We start from the raw sequence: 21,698 nt of genomic DNA, 5'->3' as shown, positions 1-21,698 counted from the left end.
GCGGATAGCCTGGGACGGTGAGCTCACCCGACGGCACAGCGGCTCCCGGACCGCTGCCGGACGCGCTGCGCGACGCCGGACGGACCCTCGTCATGGGCGTCGTCAACGTCACGCCCGACTCCTTCTCCGACGGCGGTCAGTGGTTCGACACGGATGTCGCGGTGGCGCACGCCAAGCACCTGCTCGCCCAGGGCGCGGACATCGTCGACGTCGGCGGGGAGTCCACCCGACCCGGGGCGGCACCGGTGACGCCCGAGGAGGAGAGACGCCGGATCCTCCCGGTCGTCGAGGCCCTGGTCGAGGCGGGTGGCGTGGTGAGCGTCGACACGCTGCACGCGGCGACGGCCCGTGCGGCGGTGGACGCCGGCGCGCTCATCGTCAACGACGTCTCCGGCGGCACCGCCGACCCCGAGATGCTCGCCACCGTCGCGCAGACCGGCGTCGTGTACATCCTGCAGCACCGGCGCGGCACGGCCGCGACGATGAACGAGCTGGCCGTCTACGACGACGTCGTCACGGAGGTGCGTGCCGAGCTCGCCGAACGGCTGGCGGCCACCGCCGCGGCCGGTGTCCGGGAGGAGCAGGTGGTGCTGGACCCCGGGCTCGGCTTCGCCAAGAACGCCGAGCACAACTGGGCCCTGCTGGCCCGGCTGGACGAGCTCGGCCGGCTGGGGCGCCCGCTGCTCGTCGGTGCCTCGCGCAAGCGGTTCCTCGGCGGAGTCGTCGCGCCCGGTCTGGCCGACCAGCCCATGGCGCGCGACGCCGCGTCGGCAGCCGTGAGCGCGCTGGCGGCCGCGGCCGGCGTCTGGGCCGTGCGGGTGCACGAGGTCACCGCCAGCCTCGACGCGACGCGGGTCGCCGCGGCCTGGACGGCGCACCGATGAACCCCGTGGGAGACACGATCCGGCTCTCGGGTCTGCGCGCCGTCGGGTACCACGGGGTGCTGCGCACCGAGCGGGAGACCGGCCAGGAGTTCCGCGCGGACGTCGTGCTGCACCTCGACACCCGGCCCGCCGCCCGGACCGACGACCTCGACCGGACGGTCAGCTACGCCGACGTCGCCGAGGATGTCGTCGCCGTCCTGGCGGGCGAGCCCGTGGACCTCGTCGAGACCCTCGCCGACCGCGTGGCCGCCGTCGTGCTGGCCCGGCCGGGGGTCCGCGCGGTCGAGGTGACCGTGCACAAGCCGCAGGCACCGATCCCCGTGGAGTTCGACGACGTCGAGATCACCATCCACCGCAGCCGCGCCGAGCCGTCCGGGCCGGCGGCCCGCGACGTCGAGGAGCCGGCGAGGACGGTGGCCCCGGAGCAGGTGGTGCTCGCGCTGGGCGCGAACCTCGGCGACCGCACGGCCACGCTGCGCTCCGCCGTCGACGCGCTCGCGCACGCCGAGGGCCTGCACCTCACCGGCGTCTCGCCGCTGGCCCGCACCGCTGCCGTGCTCGCACCGGGCCAGGACCCGCAGCCCGACTACCTCAACGCGGTCCTGACGGGCACCACGACCCTCGCCCCCGGGCGGCTGCTGGAGCTGGTGCACGCGGTCGAGGACGCCCACGGCCGCACCAGGACCGAACGCTGGGGTGCACGAACCCTCGATGTCGACGTCGTCGCCGTCGGCGACCGGGTCATCCACGACCCAGACCTCACCCTGCCGCACCCACGGGCGCACGAGCGGGCGTTCGTCCTCGCCCCGTGGGCCCGGCTCGACCCGGACGCGGTGCTGCCCGGGCCGCACGGCGGGCCCGTCGCCGTCCTCGCCGCGGCCGCCCCGGACCGGCACGGCCTGACCTGGCTGGACGGGGACTGGCGCACGGCCGACGTGGAGGACGGCGGACCGTGAACCGGACGTCCTGGCAGACCCTCGTCCTCATCGCCGGCGTCGTCGGCCTCGCCACGTTCTTCGTGCTCGAGAACATCGAGGCCCGCGGCGGCCTCGGGCCACCGGTGCCGTACCTCAGTGCCGCCGGCCCGGCGGTGCTGAGCGTCGTGCTGCTCCGTCTCGGGCAGGGCGTGCGCCGCCTGGTGCGCCAGGAGCCGACGTCGATCACCCCGATCGGCGCCGCCCGCGTCGTGGTGCTCGCCAAGGCGTCCGCACTGGTGGGCGCGGCGCTCGTGGGGTACTTCGGTGCCCAGATCCTCGTCGCGCTGGACAACCTCTCCGCCCCGCTGCCGCGGCAGGTGGCGCTCGCGGCCGGGCTGTCGCTGCTCGCGTGCCTGGCGCTCGTGGTCGCCGCGATGGTGGTCGAGCGGTGGTGCCGCGTCCCGCCCGACGACGAGGACGAGCCCTCCGGCGGCGCCAACCACGGCGCGACACCGGCCTGATTTCTGGGAGGCTGGTGACGTGACCGCCGAACCCGCCATCTCCGGGGGTGCCTTCGACCCGCCTGGCGTCGTCTTCGCGCCCGTGTCCTCCTCCCTGATCACGGTGCGCCTCGTCTCACTGGCGATCTGGTTCGCCGTCCCGCTGGCCGGGACGATCGTGCTCGGTGTGATCTTCGGCGGCTGGGTCTGGGTGGCTCCAGCGGTCGTGGCTCTGCTCGTGCTCTGGTTGCTGTGGCTGATCCCGCGCCAGGTCCGCGCGATGGGGTACTCCGAGCTGGACGACGACCTGCTCGTCCGGAAGGGCATCCTCTTCAGGTCCCTGACGGTCGTCCCGTACGGCCGGATGCAGTTCGTCGACGTCACCGCGGGCCCGCTGGACCGCGCCTGCGGCGTGGCCCAGGTACGCCTGCACACCGCCGCGGCGCAGACCGACGCGACCATCCCCGGGCTCCCGCCGGAGGAGGCCTCGCGGCTGCGAGACCGCCTCACCGCCCGCGGAGAGGCGAGGCTGGCAGGCCTGTGACCGAGCAGGGAGGCATGGGTCCGGAGCCGGACGGGCCGCCCGCCGCAGAGCCGCCCGCCGCGCATCCCGTCTGGCGCTCGGTCCACAAGGTCACGCCGATCCTCAACGCGTGGAAGGTCGTCGTCGCGGTCGTCGCCGCGCTGATCTGGCAGCTCGGGGACAACCTCCGCCAGTTCTCCGAGCTCTGGGGAGCCATCGAGAGCTACCGCACGACGGCGCTCCTCGTGGCACTCGGTGTGGTCGTCGTGGTCGGCGCGATCGCCGCCGTCTACTCGGCCCTCGCGTGGCGGCGCATGAAGTTCGCCGTCACGAGCGAGTCGGTCGACCTGCACAGCGGCATCCTGTTCCGGCGGCAGCGGCACGCCCGGCTGGTGCGGGTGCAGGCGGTCGACGTGGTCCAGCCGCTGCTCGGGCGGGTCTTCGGCCTCGCCCAGGTGCGCGTCGAGACCGCCGGCGGGAACGAGTCCAACGTCGTCATCGGGTATCTGCGGGACCACGAGGCGCACGCGCTGCGCAACGAGGTGATGGCACGCGCGGCGGGTGTCGACGCCCCGGTCGAGCACCCGGCGAGCGGCGAGGCCGGCCCGGCACCGACGTTCGCCGAGGCACCTGAGCGGGAGATGCTGCGCGTCCCGGCCAATCGGCTCGTCGCCTCGCTGCTGCTCTCGCCGTCGCTGCTGCTGCTGGTGATCGGCGTGGCCGTCCTCGTGGTGGTCGCGGTGCTGGCGGAGACCACCGCCCCCATCTTCGGTGCCGGGCCGGGCCTGATCGGCTGGGTGTTCTACCTGTGGGGACGGTTCGCCGGGGAGTTCCACTTCCGGGCGGCGATCTCACCCGACGGCATCCGGCTGCGCCACGGCCTCCTGGAGACCCGCTCCCAGACCCTTCCGCCGGGCCGCGTGCAGGCGGTCCGTCTCAGCCAGCCGCTGCTGTGGCGCCCGTTCGGCTGGTGGCGGGTGCGCATCAACGTCGCCGGGTACGGCGGGAGCGAGGGGCAGCAGCGCAGCGAGGTCGAGACCGTGCTGCTGCCGGTCGGGCCCCGCGGTGACGCCCTGACCGCCCTCTGGCTGGTGCTGCCCGACCTGGGCGAGGAGGACGTGCCCGGTCTGCTGGACGCCGCCCTCGAGGGCGACGGCGAGGCCGCGGGCTTCTGGACCAGCCCACGGCGCGCCCGCTGGGTGGACCCGATCGGGTGGCGCCGCAACGGGCTGCGCATCACCGGCACCGCGCTCCTCATGCGCAGCGGCCGGCTGGTCCGTTCGCTCGTCGTCGTCCCGCACGAACGGACCCAGTCGCTGGCGATCCGCCAGGGGCCGCTCGAGCGGCGTCTCCGCCTCGCCGACCTGCTCGCGCACTCGGTGTCGGGACCGGTCACCCCGATCGCGTACCACCTCGACGAGATGCTCGCCCAGCACGTGCTCGTCGAGCAGGCGGAGCGGGCACGCACGGCCCGGGCCGCCGAAGGGCCGGAGGAGTGGATGCGAAGAGTCGGCGTGCCGCACGGCCCCGCCACGGACCAGGGGAGCGGGTCGTCGTGAGCGAGGCACGTCCGGGCCGGCTCGGGGTCGGCGTGATCGGTGCCGGCCGGGTCGGCGCCGTCCTGGCGAGTGCCCTGCGGTCGGTGGGGCACGCCGTCGTCGGCGCGACCGCGGTCTCGGCGGAGAACCGCGACCGCGTGGACGCCCTGCTGCCCGGCGTGCCCGTGCTCGGCATCGAGGAGGTCGTCGAGCGTGCCGAGCTCGTGCTGCTCACCGTCCCCGACGACGCCCTCGGCGACCTCGTCCGCGGTCTCGCCGACCTCGGCCGGTGGCAGGCCGGTCAGCTGCTCGTGCACACCTCCGGCCGGTACGGCACCGAGATCCTCGCACCGGCGGCCGAGCGCGGCGCGATCCCGCTGGCGATCCATCCCGCCATGACGTTCACCGGCACCAGCCTCGATCTCGCCCGGCTCACCGGCTGCCCGTTCGCGGTCAGCGCCGCCGCGCCCGTGCTGCCGATCGCCCAGGCCCTCGTCGTCGAGCTCGGCGGGGAGCCGGTGGTGCTCGCCGAGCGGGACCGGCCCGCCTACCACGCGGCCCTCGCGCACGGTGCGAACCACCTGGTCACCCTCGTGGCCCAGGCCCAACGCACCCTCGTGGCCGCAGGCGTCCAGGAGCCGGGCCGGTACCTCGGTCCGCTGCTCGGCGCCGCCCTGGACGGCGTGCTGCGCGGCGGCGAGCAGGGACTGACCGGGCCCGTCGTGCGTGGCGACGCCGGAACGGTCGCGGCGCACCTGACGGCGCTCGCCGGCCTCGGGCCGGACCTGGCGGACGTCACCGAGAGCTACCGGCACCTCGCCGGCGTCACCACCCGGCGAGCGCTGGCATCCGGCCGGATCACCGAGCCCGCCGCCGCCCGGCTGCTGGACACGCTCGCCGCCCCGACGGCAGAGCCCGCACCCGCGGAACCCCGGTCACAGGAGCCGTCCCGGACCCCCGAGCCGCTCGTCGTGCGCACCCGGGCGGAGCTGCGTGCCGCCCTGGCGTCGCTGCCGGGATCCCGGGCACTCGTGATGACGATGGGGGCGCTGCACGAGGGCCACCTCGTCAACGTGGAGGAGGCGGCCCGGCGGGCCGACCACGTGGTCGTCTCGATCTACGTCAACCCGCTGCAGTTCGGTCCGGGGGAGGACTTCGAGCGCTACCCGCGTGACCTCGAGGCGGACGTCGCGCTGCTCACCGGGCGGGGGGTCGACGTCGTCTTCGCACCGGAGGACGCGGAGATGTACCCGGCCGACCCGCTGGTGCGTGTGGACCCGGGTCCGGTCGCCGACGTGCTGGAGGGCGCCACCCGGCCCGGCCACTTCGCGGGCGTGCTGCAGGTCGTGACCAAGGTCTTCTCGCTGGTGCGGCCGGACGTCGCGGTGTTCGGTCAGAAGGACGCCCAGCAGGTCGCGCTGGTCCGGACCCTCGCCCGCGACCTCGACCTCGGCGTCGAGATCGCGACCGTGCCCACCCGGCGCGAGGCGGACGGGCTGGCCATGTCGAGCCGGAACGTCTACCTCTCGGCCGCCGAGCGCGAGCGGGCGCTGGCGATCCCGCGGGCGCTCGCCGCCGGTGCGACGGCGGCCGAGGCGGGCCGGGACGCCGAGGCTGTGCTTCGCGTCACGGAGGAGGTGCTGGGGGCCGCGGACGGAATAGAGAAGGACTACCTTGTGCTTGTCGATCCTGAGACGTTCCTGCCGCTCGCGGCGGACGCCCGCGGCCCCGGGTTGCTGGCCCTCGCCGCGCGGGTCGGCAGCACCCGTCTCATCGACAACATGCCCGTCGAGCTCGATCCCCGCCCGTAGACCGCAAGGACCGCCGTGACCACGACGCCACGCTCGCTGCAGCGTCCGATGATGATCTCCAAGATCCACCGCGTCACCGTCACGGGCGCGGACCTGCACTACGTCGGCTCCATCACCATCGACGCGGACCTGCTCGACGCTGCGGACCTGCTGCCCGGCCAGCAGGTCGACGTCGTCGACGTCACCAACGGCTCGCGGCTGACCACCTACGTGATCCCGGGGGAACGCGGCAGCGGGACCGTGTGCATCAACGGCGCCGCCGCGCACCTGGTGCACGCCGGTGACCTCGTCATCGTCATCGCCTACGGCCAGCTCTCCGACGCGGACGCCCGCAGCTACACCCCGCACGTGGTGTTCGTGGACGGACAGAACCGGATCGTGGACGTCGGCGAGGAACCGGGTCAGGTCCCGGACGTCCCGGCCGCCGCCGGCGTGGGCGCCAGCGGGATCTCCACCGCCCAGTACCGCGCGGAGCACGAGCTCTTCGCTGGCTAGGCTTGTCCGGTGACCGAGCAGACCACCGAACCCACCCTGCCCGCCACGGACGACGACTCCGACGTCCCCGAGCAGGTCCGCGTCCGCACCGAGAAGCGGGACCGGCTCCTCGCGGCGGGCGTCGACCCCTACCCTGTCACCCTGCCGATCACGACGACGATCGCGGTCGTCCGCGACGAGTTCGGCCACCTGGCGGCCGGCGAGGAGACCGAGACGGTCGTCGGGGTGGCCGGACGCGTGATGTACCTGCGGAACACCGGGAAGCTGTGCTTCGTCACGCTGCAGGACGGCACCGGGAACCGGCTGCAGGCGATGCTGTCGCTCGCCGAGGTGGGTGAGGAGGCCCTGGCGGCGTTCAAGTCCGACGTCGACCTCGGCGACCACCTGTACGTCCACGGCCGCGTCATCGCCTCCCGCCGCGGCGAGCTCAGCGTGTTCGCCGACTCCTACCGGATCGCCGCGAAGTCCTTGCGGCCGCTGCCCAAGACCTACGAGACGGCCGACGGCGAGACGGTCGCGCTCTCCGAGGAGGGACGCGTCCGTCGTCGCCACCTCGACCTCATCATGCGACCGGCCGCGCGGGACATGGTGCGTACGCGCGCCGCCGTCGTGCGTTCCCTGCGAGAGACCCTGGACGCCCGCGGCTTCCTCGAGGTCGAGACGCCGATGCTGCAGATCCAGCCGGGTGGTGCCGCCGCCCGGCCGTTCGTGACGCACATGAACGCCTACGACGTGGACCTCTACCTGCGGATCGCGCCGGAGCTGTTCCTCAAGCGTGCCGTCGTCGGCGGGATCGAGAAGGTCTTCGAGATCAACCGCAACTTCCGCAACGAGGGCGCGGACTCCACGCACAGTCCCGAGTTCGCCATGCTCGAGGCCTACGAGGCGTACGGGAACTACGACACCATCGGTGCGCTCACCCGCGAGCTGGTCCAGCAGGCCGCACTCGACGCGTTCGGCTCGACCACGGTGACCCTCGAGGACGGCACGGAGTACGACGTCGGGGGCGAGTGGGAGTCGGTCAGCCTCTACCCGTCGCTGTCCGAGGCGCTCGGCGAGGAGGTCACGCCGCAGACACCGGTGGACGCGCTCACCGCGCACGCCGAGCGGGTCGGCGTCGAGCTGGCGCCGCACTACACGCCGGGCAAGATCGTCGAGGAGATCTGGGAGCACCTGGTGGGTGACTCCCTGGTCGGTCCCGTCTTCGTCCGGGACTACCCGGTGGACACCTCGCCGCTGGTGCGCGCGCACCGGGAGATCCCGGGCGTGGTGGAGAAGTGGGACCTGTACGTGCGCGGCGTCGAGCTCGCCACCGGATACTCCGAGCTCGTCGACCCGGTGGTCCAGCGCGAGCGGTTCGAGGCCCAGGCGCTCGCGGCCGCCGCGGGCGACCCGGAGGCCATGGTCCTCGACGAGGACTTCCTCGAGGCGATGGAGCAGGGCATGCCGCCCACCGGCGGTATGGGCATGGGCATCGACCGGATCCTCATGGCGCTCACCGGCCGCGGGATCCGCGAGACGATCACCTTCCCCCTGGTCAAGGCCCGCTGAGCCGGCGGCGGTGCCTCCGCACGGCGGCGACGGCGGTACCCCGAGGTCGACCAGCACCGTTCGACATCCGTGCCGAAGCCGTGACCGGACCTCAGTCGCCGGCGACGAGCCGCCGGATCACCTGCTCCGCCTCCTCCACGGTCACCGGCCGGGCACCTCGGGCACCGATCGCAGCCACCATCGCCGGCTCGCGGCGGGCCAGGTCGAGCCCGCGCCGCACCAGGGTCAGCGGGGGCTTGCGGGCATCCCCGAGGTCCCGCAGCAGACGCAGCCAGAACGTCTTCAGGCGCGGCCGGACCAGGCACAGCGCGTCCGCCAGGATGTCCTCCGCACGGCAGGCGGCGACGATCTCGGCGGCGAAGATCCCTTCCGCGACGAACACCGGGAAGCCGTCCAGCGACAGCCGTGTGGTGCCGGTGCGGGCGTTCGTGGGGATGTCGTAGACCGGCAGCTCGGCCTCGCCGGTGGTGGCGAGCTCCACGAGCGCCGCCACCGCGGCTTCCGCGTCCCAGGACGCCGGGTCGTCCCAGTCGACGATGCCGTACCGGCGCGGCAGGTCGGGATGGTCGCCGTCGCGGTAGAAGTCGTCGAGCGGGACCACGGGGACGCCCAGCCGCCGGGTCAGCGACGTCTTGCCGGACCCGGACGGGCCGGTCAGCAGCACCACACGCGCGACGCCGCGCCGCGACCCGGCCGGCAGGTCGAAGAGTCGGCCCTGGTCCGCCCCCTCGGGCTCGCCCGCGATCATCGCGACGCCTGACCCGAACCCAGCACGGCCATCGCGGCCGCGCGTCCCGGGATGCCGCTCACGCCTCCGCCGCGCCGGGCTCCGGCGCCGCACAGCAGAACCCGCTCGTGCGCGGTCTCCACTCCCCACCGGCCCACGTCCGCGGGCGCCTCGGCGAACGGCCAGGCGAGGTCGCGGTGGAAGATGTTGCCGCCCGGCAGGCCGAGGTCGTGCTCCAGGTCCACCGGGGTGCGCACCTCCAGGCAGGGCCGGCCGTCGGCGTCGGTCATCAGGCAGTCCTCGATCGGCTCCGCCAGCACCGAGTCCAGCGAGGCGAGCGTCGCCGCGAGGGCCTCACCGCGTCCGCGCTCGTTGTCGGTCGCGAAGAGCCGTGCGGGCATGTGCAGCCCGAAGAGGGTCAGCGTCTGGGCACCGGCGGCACGCAGCTCCGCGCCGAGGATCGTCGGGTCGGTCAGGGAGTGGCTGTAGATCTCGCAGGGCGGCAGGTCTGGGATCTGCCCGTCCGCGGCCTGCCGGTGCGCGTCGGCGAGCTGCGACATGGACTCGTTGACGTGGAAGGTGCCGGAGAACGCCGCGGCCGGCTCGACGTCGTCGCGCAGGCGTGGCAACCGCCGCAGCAGCATGTTGACCTTCAGCTGCGCGCCCTCCGGCGCGGCACCGGGCGAGCCGCCGGGCACCTCGCCGAGCAGCCGGGCCAGCGTCGCCGGAGCGCAGCCGGCCAGCACGTGCCCGGCCTCGAGGGTCCGCTCGGTGCCCTCGTCGTCGCGGTACGTCACCGCCCCGGCCGGGTCGATCGCGGTCACCTCGCGACGGACGGCGATCTCGGCACCTGCGGCCAGCGCGGCGTCGCGCAGGGCGGCGGTCACCGCGCCCATGCCGCCCACCGGCACGTCCCAGTCGCCGCCGACCACGTGGTACAGGAAGCAGCGGTTCTGTCGCAGCGACTCCTCGTCGGCGTCGGCGAACGTGCCGATCAGCCCATCGGTGAGCACCACGCCGCGGACCACGTCGTCGCCGAACGTCCGGCGGAGCACGGCGCCGAGCGGCTCCTCGACGACGTCCCGCCAGATCTCGTCGTCCCCGACCACCCGGCGGAGCTCGTCACGGCTGAGCAGCGGCTCGGTGAGCGTCGGAGCGACGCGCGCGGCCAGCGTCGCCACCCGGCCGAAGAACGCCTCCCACGCCCGGTGGTCCCGGTCCGAGCCGGTCACCCGTGCGAAGGAGGCCGCGGTCGCCGCCCGGTCCGAGGTGTCGACGAGCAACCCGGTCCCGCCGACGGGGGTGTAGGACGCATACCGCCGTCGGCGCAGCGTGACGTTCAGCTCCAGCTCTGCCACGATGCGGCGCGGGAGCAACGAGACGAGGTACGCGTACCGAGAGAGTCTGGCGTCCACGCCGGGGAAGACCCGCGCGGAGACCGCCGCGCCGCCGACGTGGTCGAGCCGCTCCAGGACCAGCACGCGGCGTCCCGCCTGCGCGAGGTACGCCGCGGCCGTGAGGCCGTTGTGCCCGGCACCGACGACGACGGCGTCGTACCGCACGTCAGCCGCCGTACGGGAGCACGGGTTTGCCGGGGACGTCGACGCGGACCTTGAACACCGCGCCCGCCTCGGGCTCGGGGTCCTGCAGTCCCTCGCGCGACGTCGTCACGAACAGGTCCCGCCCGTCCTCCCCGCCCAGCGTGCAGGCGGTGGTCAGCCGCACCGGCAGCGAGATCTCGGTGAGGATCTCGGCGTCGGGGGAGTACAGGCGGACCCTGCCCACGCGGTTGAGCGCGACCCACACGTTGCCCGCCGAGTCCACGCACAGGCCGTCCGCCCGCCCGTCGTCGGCGGAGTGGAACCGGCGCCGGTTCACCAGGGCGAAGGACTCGTCGACGTCGAAGACGTCGGTGCCCCCGGTGTGGGTGTCGTTGTAGTAGGCGCGTGCGCCGTCGGGGGAGTAGTCCAGCCCGTTCGACGTCGTCACGCCCTCCAGCGCGACCGTGACCTCCCCGCCGGGTGTGACCCGGTACAGGTGCGCGATCTCGGGCGTGCGGTCGTACGCCATCGTGCCGCAGTACAGGTTGCCCGCCGGGTCGCAGCCGCCCTCGTTCATCCGCAGGTTCGGGTCGGCCCAGATCTCCGGCAGGGCGCGTGGCGGGTCGTCCGGGGCGTCCGCGAGGCCCAGCCCGCGCTCCAGCCCGACGACGTACCCGCCCGAGGTCCGAGGCCGCACGAACGCGGCCACGTCCGAGCCGGTCGGGAGCCGGTCCACGGTGCCGTCCTCGCGCAGGGTCATCAGATCCCCGGCGAGCATGTCGACCCAGCGCAGCCCGCCCCAGACCGGGGACCACACCGGCCCCTCACCGTGGTGGCAGAGCGGGTCGGTGATCTGCTCGGCGTTGCTCATGGGCACAGTCTCTCAGGCGGGCGACTAGCCTCGGTGGCACGAACGGAGAGTCAGGAGTCGTATGGTCACCCGTCAGGTCCCCCGGCCGGCCGAGGTCTTCGAGCTGCTCAAGCTCAAGAAGCCCGATCTCAACGCACGGCGACGACGGCTGTCCGCCGCGCTGACGATCTACGACCTGCGGGCGATCGCGAAACGCCGTACCCCGGCCGCCGCGTTCGACTACACGGACGGCGCCGCCGAGGGCGAGCTGTCGCTGCAGCGGGCCCGGCAGGCGTTCGAGGACGTCGAGTTCCACCCCGACGTGCTCCGCCCGGCGGAGGACGTCGACACCTCGACCGAGATCCTCGGCGGGCCCAGCGCCCTGCCGTTCGGCATCGCCCCCACCGGGTTCACCCGGCTCATGCAGACCGAGGGCGAGGTGGCCGGGGCAGGAGCGGCGGGAGCCGCAGGCATCCCGTTCACCCTCTCCACGCTCGGCACCACGTCGATCGAGGGGGTGAAGGCCGCCAACCCCGACGGCCGGAACTGGTTCCAGCTGTACGTCATGCGCGACCGGGAGGTCTCCTACGAGCTCACCCGCCGGGCTGCCGCGGCCGAGTTCGACACGCTGTTCTTCACGGTGGACACCCCCATCGCCGGTGCCCGGCTGCGGGACAAGCGCAACGGCTTCTCCATCCCGCCGCAGATCGGCGTCCGGACGATCCTCGACGCCGTCCCGCGGCCCTGGTGGTGGTTCGACTTCCTCACCACGCCCAAGCTCGAGTTCGCCTCGCTGAGCTCCACCGGCGGCACGGTCGGCGAGCTCCTCGACGCGGCGATGGACCCGACGATCAGCTACGACGACCTCGAGGTCATCCGCGAGCTGTGGCCCGGGAAGATCGTCATCAAGGGCGTGCAGAACGTCCCGGACGCGGTGCGCCTCGTCGACGCCGGCGTGGACGGCATCCTGCTGTCCAACCACGGCGGCCGGCAGCTGGACCGGGCGCCCGTCCCGTTCCACCTCCTGCCGAAGGTCGTGCGCGAGGTCGGCAAGGACACCGAGGTCATGGTCGACACCGGCATCATGAACGGTGCCGACGTCGTCGCGTCGGTGGCACTCGGCGCGGACTTCACACTCGTCGGGCGCGCGTACCTCTACGGCCTCATGGCAGGTGGGCGCGCCGGCGTCGACCGCGCGGTGGAGATCCTGCGCAGCGAAGTCGAGCGCACCATGAAGCTGCTGGGTGTGCAGTCCCTGGCCGAGCTCGAGCCGCGGCACGTCACCCAGCTCGCGCGCCTCGTCCCGGTCCCGGAGGTGGCGGACCAGGCCGCCGAGCAGGCGCCACGGCCGGGTCTGCCGCGTTCCGGAGGCAAGGGGAAGCAGACCGCGCGGAAGGGCTCCGCCGCACGTTCCGCGTCCACCCGTCGCGCGGCTCCGGTCGACGCCGTGGAGAAGGCCGCCGCCGAGCGCGGACGGTAGCTGCCCGGCACGGCGACGGGCCCTCCCACCGACGTCGGTGGAAGGGCCCGTCGACCCCGGGTTCGCACTCGTCCCCGGCCGACCTGGGGAATCGGCCCGGTCGGCACCTCGTCCCGGTACGAGGTGCGACGTCCTGCACGGTCAAGCCTACCGCCGCGCCCGATGTCCCGGCCGGACTTTGACCGCGGCGTGTGGACAACTCGTCAGCTCACGTGCTCGATGTGCTCGCTTCCTCGCTCTCCGCCTCGGCGGGACCTCGTTCCTCGGTCCCACCTCGGCTTCGTGCTCGTCAGCTCACGTGCTCGATGTGCTCGCTTCCTCGCTCTCCGCCTCGGCGGGACCTCGTTCCTCGGTCCCACCTCGGCTTCGTGCTCGTCAGCTCACGTCGTCATCGACCCAGTCGAAGGTCTTCGTCACCGCCTTCTTCCAGAGGCGGTACGTGCGCTCGCGCTCGGCGTCGTCCATCTGGGGCGTCCAGCGCTTCCCCTCGGCCCAGTTGTCGATGACGTCCTGCTCGCCCTGCCAGTAGCCGACGGCGATGCCCGCGGCATAGGCGGCGCCGAGCGCCGTCGTCTCCGCGACCTTCGGGCGCACCACGTCCACGCCCAGGATGTCGGCCTGGAACTGCATGAGCGTCTCGTTGGCGACCATGCCGCCGTCGACCTTGAGCTCGGTGAGCTGGACGCCGGAGTCGGCCGCCATGGCGTCGTTGACCTCGCGCGTCTGGAACGCGGTGGCCTCGAGCACGGCGCGGGCGATGTGACCCTTGTTGACGTACCGCGTGAGGCCCACCAGCGCGCCGCGCGCGTCCGCCTTCCAGTACGGCGCGAACAGGCCGGAGAACGCGGGGACGAAGTAGGCGCCGCCGTTGTCCTCGACCGTCTTGGCCAGGTCCTCGATCTCCGGGGCCGAGGAGATGATGCCGAGGTTGTCGCGGAACCACTGCACCAGGGAGCCGGTGACCGCGATCGAGCCCTCCAGCGCGTAGATCGGCGCGTTGTCCCCGATCTTGTACGCCACGGTGGTCAGCAGGCCGTTCTCCGACGGCACCGCCTCCGTGCCGGTGTTGATCAGCATGAAGTTGCCGGTGCCGTAGGTGTTCTTGGCCATGCCGACCTCGAAGCAGGCCTGCCCGAAGGTTGCCGCCTGCTGGTCGCCGAGGATGCCGGCGATCGGCACGCCCGGGACCATGCCGCCCCGGCGGCCCTCGCCGTACACCTCGGAGGAGGAGCGGATCTCGGGCAGCATCGACATCGGGATGCCCATGTCGGCGGCGATGTCCTCGTTCCACGTCAGCGAGTCGAGGTTCATCAGCATGGTGCGGGAGGCGTTCGTGACGTCGGTGATGTGCCGGCCGCCGTCCGTGCCGCCCGTCATGTTCCACACGAGCCAGGCGTCGGTGTTGCCGAAGAGGAGGTCGCCGGCCTCCGCCTTCTCGCGGGCGCCGTCGACGTTGTCGAGGATCCACTTGACCTTCGGGCCGGAGAAGTACGTCGCCAGCGGCAGGCCGACCTTGGCCTTGTACTTGTCCGCGCCCTCCGAGCCGCCGAGCTCCTCGACGATCTTCTGCGTGCGGGTGTCCTGCCAGACGATGGCGTTGTACACCGGCTCGCCGGTGTTCTTGTCCCACACCACCGTGGTCTCGCGCTGGTTGGTGATGCCGACCGCCGCGATGTGCTCGTGGGTGATGTTGGCGCGGGTCAGCGCCATGCCGACGACCTCGCGGGTGTTCCGCCAGATCTCCTGCGGGTCGTGCTCGACCCAGCCGGCCTTGGGGAAGATCTGCTCGTGCTCGAGCTGGCCGGTCTCGACGATCTGGCCGGAGTGGTCGAAGACGATCGCCCGGGTGCTGGTGGTGCCCTGGTCGATGGCGAGGACGTACGTGGCGTCAGCCATGGTGTTCCTTTCGGTTCTCCGGGCGCTCGGTGCCCGGGAGGGTCGGGTGAGGGCTGGAGGAGCTGGTCAGAAGGCCATGGCGAGGAGCCCGGCGAGCACACCGCCGACGATCGGACCCGCGACCGGGACCCACGAGTAGCCCCAGTCGGAGGAGCCCTTGCCCTTGATGGGCAGCACGGCGTGCGCGATACGGGGTCCGAGGTCACGAGCCGGGTTGATGGCGTACCCCGTGGGGCCACCGAGGCTCATACCGATACCGACGACGAGGAAGGCGACGGCGAGCGGTCCGAGCCCGGACGGCGTGTTGCCGAACATGATGACGACGAAGACCAGGACGAACGTGCCCACGACCTCCGTGACGAAGTTCCACCCGTAGCTGCGGACCTCCGGGCCGGTGGAGAACACCGCCAGCTTGATGCCGCCCGGCGCATCCTGGTCGAAGTGCCGCTTGTACGCCAGGTAGACGACGACGGCGCCGAGGAACGCGCCGACCATCTCACCCGCCAGGTACGTCACCACGGTGCCACCGGTCGCCGGGATCGCCGGGAGCTGGTCGGTGCCTGCGAACATGTCGCTGCCGTTGGCGAGCAGGCCCAGCGTGACGGCAGGGTTCAGGTGACCGCCGGTCCGGTACGCCGCGTACACACCCGCGAAGACCGCGATGCCCCATCCGAACGTGATGAGGACCCACCCGGTGTCGTTCCCCTTGGTCTTCGGCAGGACCTGGTTCGCCACGACGCCACAACCCAGCAGGGTGAGCATCGCGGTGCCCATGACTTCGGAGAAGAAGATCTCCGTCAACGAAACTTCCACTGTCAACCCACTCTCTGGTCACAACCGTTGTGAGCCAGTCGGGCGCCGTCGGTGGCGCGTGGTGGCCCGCCGGTTCGGCGGCTTGTCTGGATGATGCTCGTCAGGTGCCCTTCGTGGGCGGGTTTTCGCGCAGGATCCCCCCGGTGTGTCGTGCTGGATCGGTGTCAGGTGGTCGGTGCGTCGAGGCTGCGGACGGGCACGACGTCGTCGGTGGTCAGCCGTGCGGCCGCGGCGGCGGTGTCGGTGCGTTCCTGCTCGGCGGTCGCCTCCGCCTCGGCCCGGCGGCGGTAGGCGTCGATCTCCCGCGTCGTGGTCGCCTCGTCCCAGCCGAGCAGAGGCCCTGCGATCGCCGCGATCTCCTCGAGGGCGGAGACGCCACGGTCGCGGGTCTCGTAGCTGAGCCGGACGCGGTGGGTGAGGATGTCCTCCAGGTGCAGCGCGCCCTCGTGCGTGACGGCGAACGCCACCTCCGCGGCGAGGTAGGCCTCGGCGCCGGTCAGCGGCCTGCCGAGCTCCGGCGTGGCCTCGATCGACTCGAGGATGAGGGAGATCTCCGAGCCGTACCGGTGCAGGAGGTGCTCGACCCGGTCGGCCGTCCAGCCGTGCGCCGCGCCGATCTGGCCGGCGCGAGCCTTCGTCGCGCGGTACCCGGCGGCCCCCACGAGTGGCGTCGACGCCGTCACCGAGGGCATCGTGCGTGCCCGGGCGCCGAGCGCGAAGTCCACGGCGTCCTCGGCCATCTGCCGGTAGGTGGTGAGCTTGCCGCCCGCGATGACGGTCAGCCCCGGCGCCGCCTCGGCGACGGTGTGCTCCCGGGAGACCTTGGTCGACTGTTGTGACTGCCCGTCGCCCTTCGCCACCGGCTGCAGCAGGGGCCGCAGGCCCGCGTACACGCCGATGATGTCCTCGCGGGTCAGCGCCGGCGAGAGCACCTTGTTCGCCTGCTCGAGGATGTAGTCCACGTCCTCGGCGGTGGCCACCGGGTGCTGGCGCTCCTCGGTCCACGGGGTGTCGGTGGTGCCGATGACCCAGTACCGCTGCCACGGGATGACGAAGAGCACCGACTTCTCGGTCCGCAGGAACAGGCCGGTCTGACCCGAGATCCGCTCCTTGGGCACCACGATGTGCACGCCCTTGGACGCGAGGACCTTCAGGCCGTGCTCGCCCCCGCCGAGGGCCTCGGTCTCCTCCGTCCACACGCCGGTGGCGTTGATGACGTGGTTCGCCCGCACGGTGCGCTCGGCCCCGCTCTCCAGGTCCGCGACGACCGCGCCGGTCACCCGGCCCGTCGGGTCCTTGGTCAGGTCGACCACCTGTGCCCGGGACGCGGCGAGCGCCCCGTGCCCGACGGCAGAGCGCACCAGCGCGAGGACGAGCCGGGCGTCGTCCACCCGGGCGTCGTAGAACCGGATGGCGCCGCTCAGACTGTCCGGCCGCATCTGCGGGAAGATCTTGAGCGCCCCGGCCTTGCTGTAGTGCTTCTGCACCGGGACCGAGACGCCGCGTGCCCCGAGGATGGCGAGGGCGTCGTACATGCCGACGCCGACGGCGCTGTACGCCCGCTCGATCAGCGGGGTCTTCAGCGGCCACAGGAACGGCTGGGCGTGCACCAGGTGCGGCGCGGTGGTGCGCAGCAGGCGGCCGCGCTCGCGCAGCGCCTCGGCGACCAGGGCGAAGTCCAGCTGGTAGAGGTAGCGCAGGCCGCCGTGCACGAGCTTGGAGGAGCGGGAGGACGTCCCGGAGGCCCAGTCCTGCATCTCCACGATCGCGGTGCGCAGCCCGCGGGTGGCGGCGTCGAGGGCGATGCCCGCGCCGGTGACGCCCCCGCCGATGACGAGCACGTCGACGCCCTCTGCGTCCGCCATGTCCTCGAGTGCGGCGGAGCGGGTCTCCCGGTTCAGCTGGCTGGCCACGCGTCCGCTCCTCGTCGTCGATCGGCCCGGTTCGTCCCGGCTGGCCCTATGCTGACGGCCGGCGCACACACGCGCAATGGCGCTGCACGAACGTGCGATGAACGGGAGGTGGCGTGAGCGGTCGTGATCTCCCGTGAGGACCCGGGACGAGATGGTGTACGTCGCCGCGCAGATGTACTACCTCCAGGACGAGACCATGGAGGCCATCGCGCGGCGGCTGGAGGTCTCCCGCTCGACGGTGTCCCGGCTCATCCAGCGTGCCCGGGACACCGGTCTGGTGCACATCTCCCTCCAGCCGCGCACCGCCGGTGCCGACGCCCTCTCCCGTGAGCTCCGGGAGGTCTTCGGTGTGCGTGCCCATGTGGTCGCGGTGCGCGAAGGCACCGCGGACGTGCAGCGCCTCGAGCAGGTGGCCCAGGTCGCGGGACGGCTCGTCTCCTCGTGGGTCGAGCCCAGCACCGTGCTGGGGCTGGCGTGGGGGACCACCACCTCCGCGGTCGTCGGGCACCTGACGCCCAAGCGCGCGCCGGGCAGCGCCGTCGTCCAGCTCAACGGGGCGGCGAACCCCGTCACCTCCGGCATCCCGTACGCCGGGTCGATCATGACGGCGGCGGCGGAGGCGTTCGACGCCCGCGTCCACCACTTCCCCGTCCCGGCGTTCTTCGACTACCCGGAGACCAAGGCGGCGATGTGGCGCGAACGATCCATCCGGCGTGTCCTCGCCGTGCAGGAGCGGGCCGACATCGCCCTGTTCGGCGTCGGAGCGCTCACCGGGCCGTTGGCCTCGCACGTGTACTCCGCCGGCTATCTCGACCCGGAGGAGATCGCCACCCTGCGCGGGTCCGGCGTGGTCGGCGACGTGTGCACCGTGCTGCTGCGGGAGGACGGCTCCTACTCCGACATCGAGCTCAACGAGCGCGCCACCGGCCCGACGCCTCGCGAGCTGCAGCGGATAGCCCGGCGCATCTGCGTGGTGGCCGGCACGGCGAAGGTGAGCCCGCTGCTCGGCGCGCTCCGTGCCGGCGTCGTCACCGACCTGGTCATCGACGAGACGACCGCGCGTGCGGCCATCGAACGGGTGCGGGAGCCGGCGGGCCGAGGTACCTGGCGCGCCGCCGATGCCGCCGTCGCGCGGCTGCACTCGCGCGAGCGCGGCCAGGTCGACCGGCCATGAGACGCGTGGAGCTCACGGCGTCCACGTGTCGGCGGACCTCGGCCGGCACGGACACGGGCTCCTAGTATCGCGGCGTGAGCGGCGGTATCGAGGTCAGGCAGGCACTGCCCGCAGACGTGCGGGTGATCTACGAGCTGGTCCGGCCGTACGCCGAGCGCAACATCCTGGTCGCCAAGGAGCTCGTCGAGTACTTCGAGGCCGTGCAGGAGTTCGTCGTCGCCGAGGACGACGGCGGGCCGGGGGCCTCGGCGATCGTCGGTTGCGGCGCGCTGCACGTGCTGTGGGACGACATCGCCGAGGTCCGCACCCTCGCCGTAGCACCAGAGATGTCCGGGCGGGGCATCGGGCACCAGCTGCTCCAGGCGCTCCTGGACCGCGCCCGGGCCCTCGGGCTGCGGCGCGTCTTCTGCCTGACCTTCGAGGTCGAGTTCTTCACGCGCCACGGATTCCACGTCATCGACGGCACACCGGTCGGCACCGACGTCTACGCCGAGATGCTCCGCTCGCACGACGACGGCGTGGCCGAGTTCCTCGACCTCGCCCGGGTGAAGCCGAACACGCTGGGCAACTCCCGGATGCTCCTGGAGCTCTGACGAAGGCGCAGCGGAGGTTGGGGCGAGGAACGAGCCTCCGGCCGCAGCGGAGCCGAGGAAGGGCGACCGATGGCTGGAGCTCTGACGAAGGCGCAGCGGAGGTTGGGGCGAGGAACGAGCCTCCGGCCGCAGCGGAGCCGAGGAAGGGCGACCATTGGCTGAAGCTGTGAGGGTCAGCGGCTGAGCCAGCGCAGCATCGCCGCGAGCTGGGCCGTCACCAGCGCGCAGGTCACGACGGCGAGCCAGGCCCCGGGCCGCAGCGCGATCCAGGCGGCCACTCCCGTGACCAGCACGGCCAGCAGGACCGGCACCAGCCGGGACAGCGTGCGCCGGACCCACGGGGTCACCCCCTGCGGCGCGGACCCGGTCAGCACGCGGCGCAGGCCGATGCCCGAGACCACCGCGGCCACCAGGGCCGTCGCCTGCCCGGCGAGCAGCAGCGAGAGCCCGGGCCACGGGTCGGTGTCGCCGGAGAGCAGGACCAGTGCGGCGCCCAGCACCCCCAGCCCGACGCAGGCGCCGGCAGTCGCGATGAGGGCGGTGCGCAGCGCCGTGGCGGCGCGGGAGCCCGGACCGTCCGTCACGGCAGCCGGTAGGTCGGTGCCGCGCCGTCGTGGTTGCACTCGCCGGCTCCTTGCACTCCGCTCGTTCCCCGCTCGTGCTCGCCGCCAGCGTGCTGCTGGTCGTACCGCACGACGGCGAGGCCGTCGCTGACCAGCGACGCGAGCGCACGGGCGGGCTGGGTGGGGTCGGTGAGGGCGGCCGGGTCGGCGCCGCCGGCGCCGGCGCGCAGCAGGTCGGCCTCCGCGTGCCAGCCGTCACGGGCGCGCAGCACCGCCATGATCCGGCCGCGGGCCTGCCGGTCGGTGCCGTGCCAGGCCTGGCGGCGGCGGGTCGCCGCGTGGGGGTCGGCGGGGCGTCCGGCACGCAGCCATGCGCAGGAGCCACGCAGCGGGCACGCCTCGCAGCGCGGCGCGCGTGCGGTGCACACCAGCGCCCCGAGCTCCATGACGCCGACGTTCCACCGGACGGACCGTGCGGCGTCGGCGGGCAGGTAGGCCGCCGCCCGGTCGCGCTCGTCGCGTCCCAGGGCCGGTGGTGGCAGCGCCTGTCCGGCCAGCGCCCGGCCGAGCACCCGCCGCACGTTGGTGTCGAGCACGACGGCGCGGCGCCCGTACGCGAACGCGGCCACCGCGGCGGCCGTGTACGTGCCGATCCCCGGGAGTTCGCGCAGCTCCTCCTCGCTCTGCGGCACTCGGCCCCCGTGCCGGTCGCGGATGACCGCGGCGCACTCGCGCAGGCGCAGCGCCCGCCGCGGGTAGCCCAGGCGGTCCCAGGCGCGCAGCACCTCCGCCGTCGGGGCGGCGGCCAGGTCGGCCGGGGTGGGCCACCGGGCAAGCCACGCACGCCACGCGGGCTCGACCCGGGAGACCGGTGTCTGCTGCAGCATGACCTCGCTGACCAGCACGGCCCACGCGCTCGTGCGGGGCCGGCGCCAGGGGAGGTCCCGGGCGTGCGCGTCGTACCAGGACAGCACGGCCTCGTGGGTCTCCGTGAGGTCGAGCACGGGGCTTGCGGACGGCACCACTCCAGTCTGCCCGACTGTGCCGGCCGGTCCCGCACCCACCCGGTGCGGCAACGGTCGCCGACCGCTGCTGGCATGGCTGCAGCAGTCGGCGACGGGTGCAGCGGTGGGCGTGTTGCAGGGCGACGGCGTGGGAGGCACGGGAGGCGGGAGGCGTCGTCGTACCGTCCCAGTCGTGGTCACGACGCGGGAGAGAACTCGGGCGCCGGGACGCGGGGCACCCGGCCGCGGCGGTCCGGCGCCGGGCAAGCAGGCTCCCGGGCGCCGGCCGAGGAGACGGCCCAGCAAGGCCGTCATCCGGCGACGGCGCATCGTCGCCCTGGTGATCCTGCTCGCCCTTGTCGGTGGTCTGGTCTGGGGCGGTGTCGCGCTCGCCGGTCTCGCGTCCGGCTGGGTCGGCGACCTGCTCGCGGACGACGCCGAGACCACGGAGGCGCCGACGGAGGAGGACACGCTCCCGCCGAACCCCGGCCGGTGCGCCCCGGCGGACCTCGACGCCACGCTCGCGTCCACCGCCGCGGGCGAGGGCACGGACTTCGCGATGTCGTTCACCAACGACGGGCAGGACCCCTGCCTCCTCGACACCGGTTCGGCGTCGCTCGTGCTCACCGTTCACTCCGGGGACGATCGCGTCTGGTCCTCGGCCGACTGCCCCGCCGGGGCCGCGGAGCATCTGCTGCTCCTGGACTCCGGCGACACCGTCGACGAGGCACTGAGCTGGGGCGGCACGCGCTCCGAGCCGGGCTGTCCGGGGAACCAGTCCGTGGCGGGCTCCGGCACCTACCGGGTCGAGGCCTCGCTCGGTGGTGCGCAGCTCCGCGGCACGGAGTCGTCCTTCACCCGCTGAACTTTCAGTTCCGAAAGTGTGCTGTTCCTGTTGACAGTCCGGCTCGTCCGCTCCTAGTTT

20 protein-coding genes are annotated in these 21,698 nt (G+C 73.2%); 12 read left to right on the top strand and 8 right to left on the bottom strand.

Going from position 1 to position 21,698, the window contains the following annotated elements:
- Positions 1-17: 17 nt before the first annotated feature.
- Genes folP through lysS form a run of 8 tightly spaced genes read left to right on the top strand, consistent with a single transcriptional unit; the run spans position 18 to position 8,219 of the window.
- Entirely contained in the window at positions 18-884 is an 867-nt protein-coding gene (gene folP / locus ACFQQL_RS18275) for a dihydropteroate synthase (protein WP_382396601.1), read from the top strand.
- A complete protein-coding gene (gene folK, locus ACFQQL_RS18270) occupies positions 881-1,840 on the top strand; it encodes a 2-amino-4-hydroxy-6-hydroxymethyldihydropteridine diphosphokinase (RefSeq protein ID WP_382396600.1) in 960 nt (319 codons plus the stop codon). The genes folP and folK overlap by 4 nt, the downstream gene beginning before the upstream one ends.
- Complete coding sequence (locus ACFQQL_RS18265; protein ID WP_382396599.1) at positions 1,837-2,322, top strand: DUF3180 domain-containing protein; 486 nt, start codon at positions 1,837-1,839, stop codon at positions 2,320-2,322. The genes folK and ACFQQL_RS18265 overlap by 4 nt, the downstream gene beginning before the upstream one ends.
- Positions 2,323-2,341: 19 nt before the next feature.
- Positions 2,342-2,845, top strand: coding sequence for a PH domain-containing protein (locus tag ACFQQL_RS18260; RefSeq protein ID WP_382396598.1), 504 nt, complete (start codon positions 2,342-2,344; stop codon positions 2,843-2,845).
- Positions 2,842-4,383 carry a PH domain-containing protein gene (locus ACFQQL_RS18255; RefSeq protein WP_382396597.1) on the top strand — a complete coding sequence of 514 codons (1,542 nt, stop codon included), beginning with the start codon at positions 2,842-2,844 and terminating at the stop codon, positions 4,381-4,383. Before ACFQQL_RS18260 ends, ACFQQL_RS18255 begins: the two co-directional genes overlap by 4 nt.
- Complete coding sequence (gene panC, locus ACFQQL_RS18250) at positions 4,380-6,173, top strand: pantoate--beta-alanine ligase (RefSeq protein ID WP_382396596.1); 1,794 nt, start codon at positions 4,380-4,382, stop codon at positions 6,171-6,173. The genes ACFQQL_RS18255 and panC overlap by 4 nt, the downstream gene beginning before the upstream one ends.
- A 48-nt stretch (positions 6,174-6,221) precedes the next feature.
- Positions 6,222-6,668: an aspartate 1-decarboxylase gene (panD, locus tag ACFQQL_RS18245; protein WP_382396809.1), complete on the top strand. Its 447-nt coding sequence runs from the start codon at positions 6,222-6,224 to the stop codon at positions 6,666-6,668.
- Between the two features lie 9 nt (positions 6,669-6,677).
- Positions 6,678-8,219 (top strand): lysine--tRNA ligase, encoded by a 1,542-nt coding sequence (lysS, locus tag ACFQQL_RS18240; RefSeq protein WP_382396595.1) that lies wholly within the window; start codon positions 6,678-6,680, stop codon positions 8,217-8,219.
- Positions 8,220-8,310: 91 nt separating this feature from the next.
- On the opposite strand, the gene ACFQQL_RS18235 is transcribed toward lysS, so the two are convergent.
- The 3 genes from ACFQQL_RS18235 to ACFQQL_RS18225 are packed head-to-tail and all read right to left on the bottom strand — an operon-like array spanning position 8,311 to position 11,358.
- Entirely contained in the window at positions 8,311-8,967 is a 657-nt protein-coding gene (locus tag ACFQQL_RS18235; RefSeq protein WP_382396594.1) for a uridine kinase family protein, read from the bottom strand.
- A complete protein-coding gene (locus tag ACFQQL_RS18230; protein WP_382396593.1) occupies positions 8,964-10,508 on the bottom strand; it encodes a phytoene desaturase family protein in 1,545 nt (514 codons plus the stop codon). Before ACFQQL_RS18230 ends, ACFQQL_RS18235 begins: the two co-directional genes overlap by 4 nt.
- A gap of 1 nt (position 10,509) precedes the next feature.
- On the bottom strand, positions 10,510-11,358 hold the full coding sequence (locus ACFQQL_RS18225; protein ID WP_382396592.1) for an SMP-30/gluconolactonase/LRE family protein: 849 nt from the start codon (positions 11,356-11,358) through the stop codon (positions 10,510-10,512).
- Positions 11,359-11,419: 61 nt separating this feature from the next.
- Here ACFQQL_RS18225 and ACFQQL_RS18220 point away from each other — a divergent pair, with 61 nt between their 5' ends.
- Positions 11,420-12,817, top strand: coding sequence for an alpha-hydroxy acid oxidase (locus ACFQQL_RS18220; RefSeq protein ID WP_382396591.1), 1,398 nt, complete (start codon positions 11,420-11,422; stop codon positions 12,815-12,817).
- Between the two features lie 375 nt (positions 12,818-13,192).
- Here the strand turns inward: ACFQQL_RS18220 and glpK are convergent, their stop codons facing one another.
- The 3 genes from glpK to ACFQQL_RS18205 form a co-directional block, all read right to left on the bottom strand.
- Positions 13,193-14,713 (bottom strand): glycerol kinase GlpK, encoded by a 1,521-nt coding sequence (gene glpK / locus ACFQQL_RS18215; RefSeq protein WP_382396590.1) that lies wholly within the window; start codon positions 14,711-14,713, stop codon positions 13,193-13,195.
- A gap of 66 nt (positions 14,714-14,779) precedes the next feature.
- Positions 14,780-15,487, bottom strand: coding sequence for an MIP/aquaporin family protein (locus ACFQQL_RS18210; protein WP_382396807.1), 708 nt, complete (start codon positions 15,485-15,487; stop codon positions 14,780-14,782).
- 203 nt (positions 15,488-15,690) lie between these two features.
- Entirely contained in the window at positions 15,691-17,391 is a 1,701-nt protein-coding gene (locus tag ACFQQL_RS18205) for a glycerol-3-phosphate dehydrogenase/oxidase (RefSeq protein ID WP_382396805.1), read from the bottom strand.
- A 181-nt stretch (positions 17,392-17,572) separates the two neighbouring features.
- Between ACFQQL_RS18205 and ACFQQL_RS18200 the strand changes: the two genes are divergently transcribed.
- Positions 17,573-18,613, top strand: a complete 1,041-nt coding sequence (locus tag ACFQQL_RS18200; protein WP_382396589.1) for a sugar-binding transcriptional regulator — start codon at positions 17,573-17,575, stop codon at positions 18,611-18,613.
- Between the two features lie 74 nt (positions 18,614-18,687).
- A complete protein-coding gene (locus ACFQQL_RS18195; RefSeq protein ID WP_382396588.1) occupies positions 18,688-19,206 on the top strand; it encodes an amino-acid N-acetyltransferase in 519 nt (172 codons plus the stop codon).
- 173 nt (positions 19,207-19,379) lie between these two features.
- On the opposite strand, the gene ACFQQL_RS18190 is transcribed toward ACFQQL_RS18195, so the two are convergent.
- Together ACFQQL_RS18190 and ACFQQL_RS18185 are read right to left on the bottom strand one after the other, a co-directional pair.
- Entirely contained in the window at positions 19,380-19,790 is a 411-nt protein-coding gene (locus ACFQQL_RS18190) for a hypothetical protein (protein ID WP_382396587.1), read from the bottom strand.
- Positions 19,787-20,794 carry an HhH-GPD family protein gene (locus ACFQQL_RS18185; protein WP_382396586.1) on the bottom strand — a complete coding sequence of 336 codons (1,008 nt, stop codon included), beginning with the start codon at positions 20,792-20,794 and terminating at the stop codon, positions 19,787-19,789. Before ACFQQL_RS18185 ends, ACFQQL_RS18190 begins: the two co-directional genes overlap by 4 nt.
- A 172-nt stretch (positions 20,795-20,966) precedes the next feature.
- On the opposite strand from ACFQQL_RS18185, the gene ACFQQL_RS18180 reads away from it, so the two are divergent.
- Complete coding sequence (locus ACFQQL_RS18180; RefSeq protein WP_382396585.1) at positions 20,967-21,638, top strand: hypothetical protein; 672 nt, start codon at positions 20,967-20,969, stop codon at positions 21,636-21,638.
- Positions 21,639-21,698: the final 60 nt, after the last annotated feature.

The sequence above is a fragment of the Georgenia alba genome, from assembly GCF_042665525.1.
GTDB classification, from domain to species: domain Bacteria; phylum Actinomycetota; class Actinomycetes; order Actinomycetales; family Actinomycetaceae; genus Allobogoriella; species Allobogoriella alba.
This window is presented reverse-complemented; position numbering and strand designations above follow the sequence as displayed.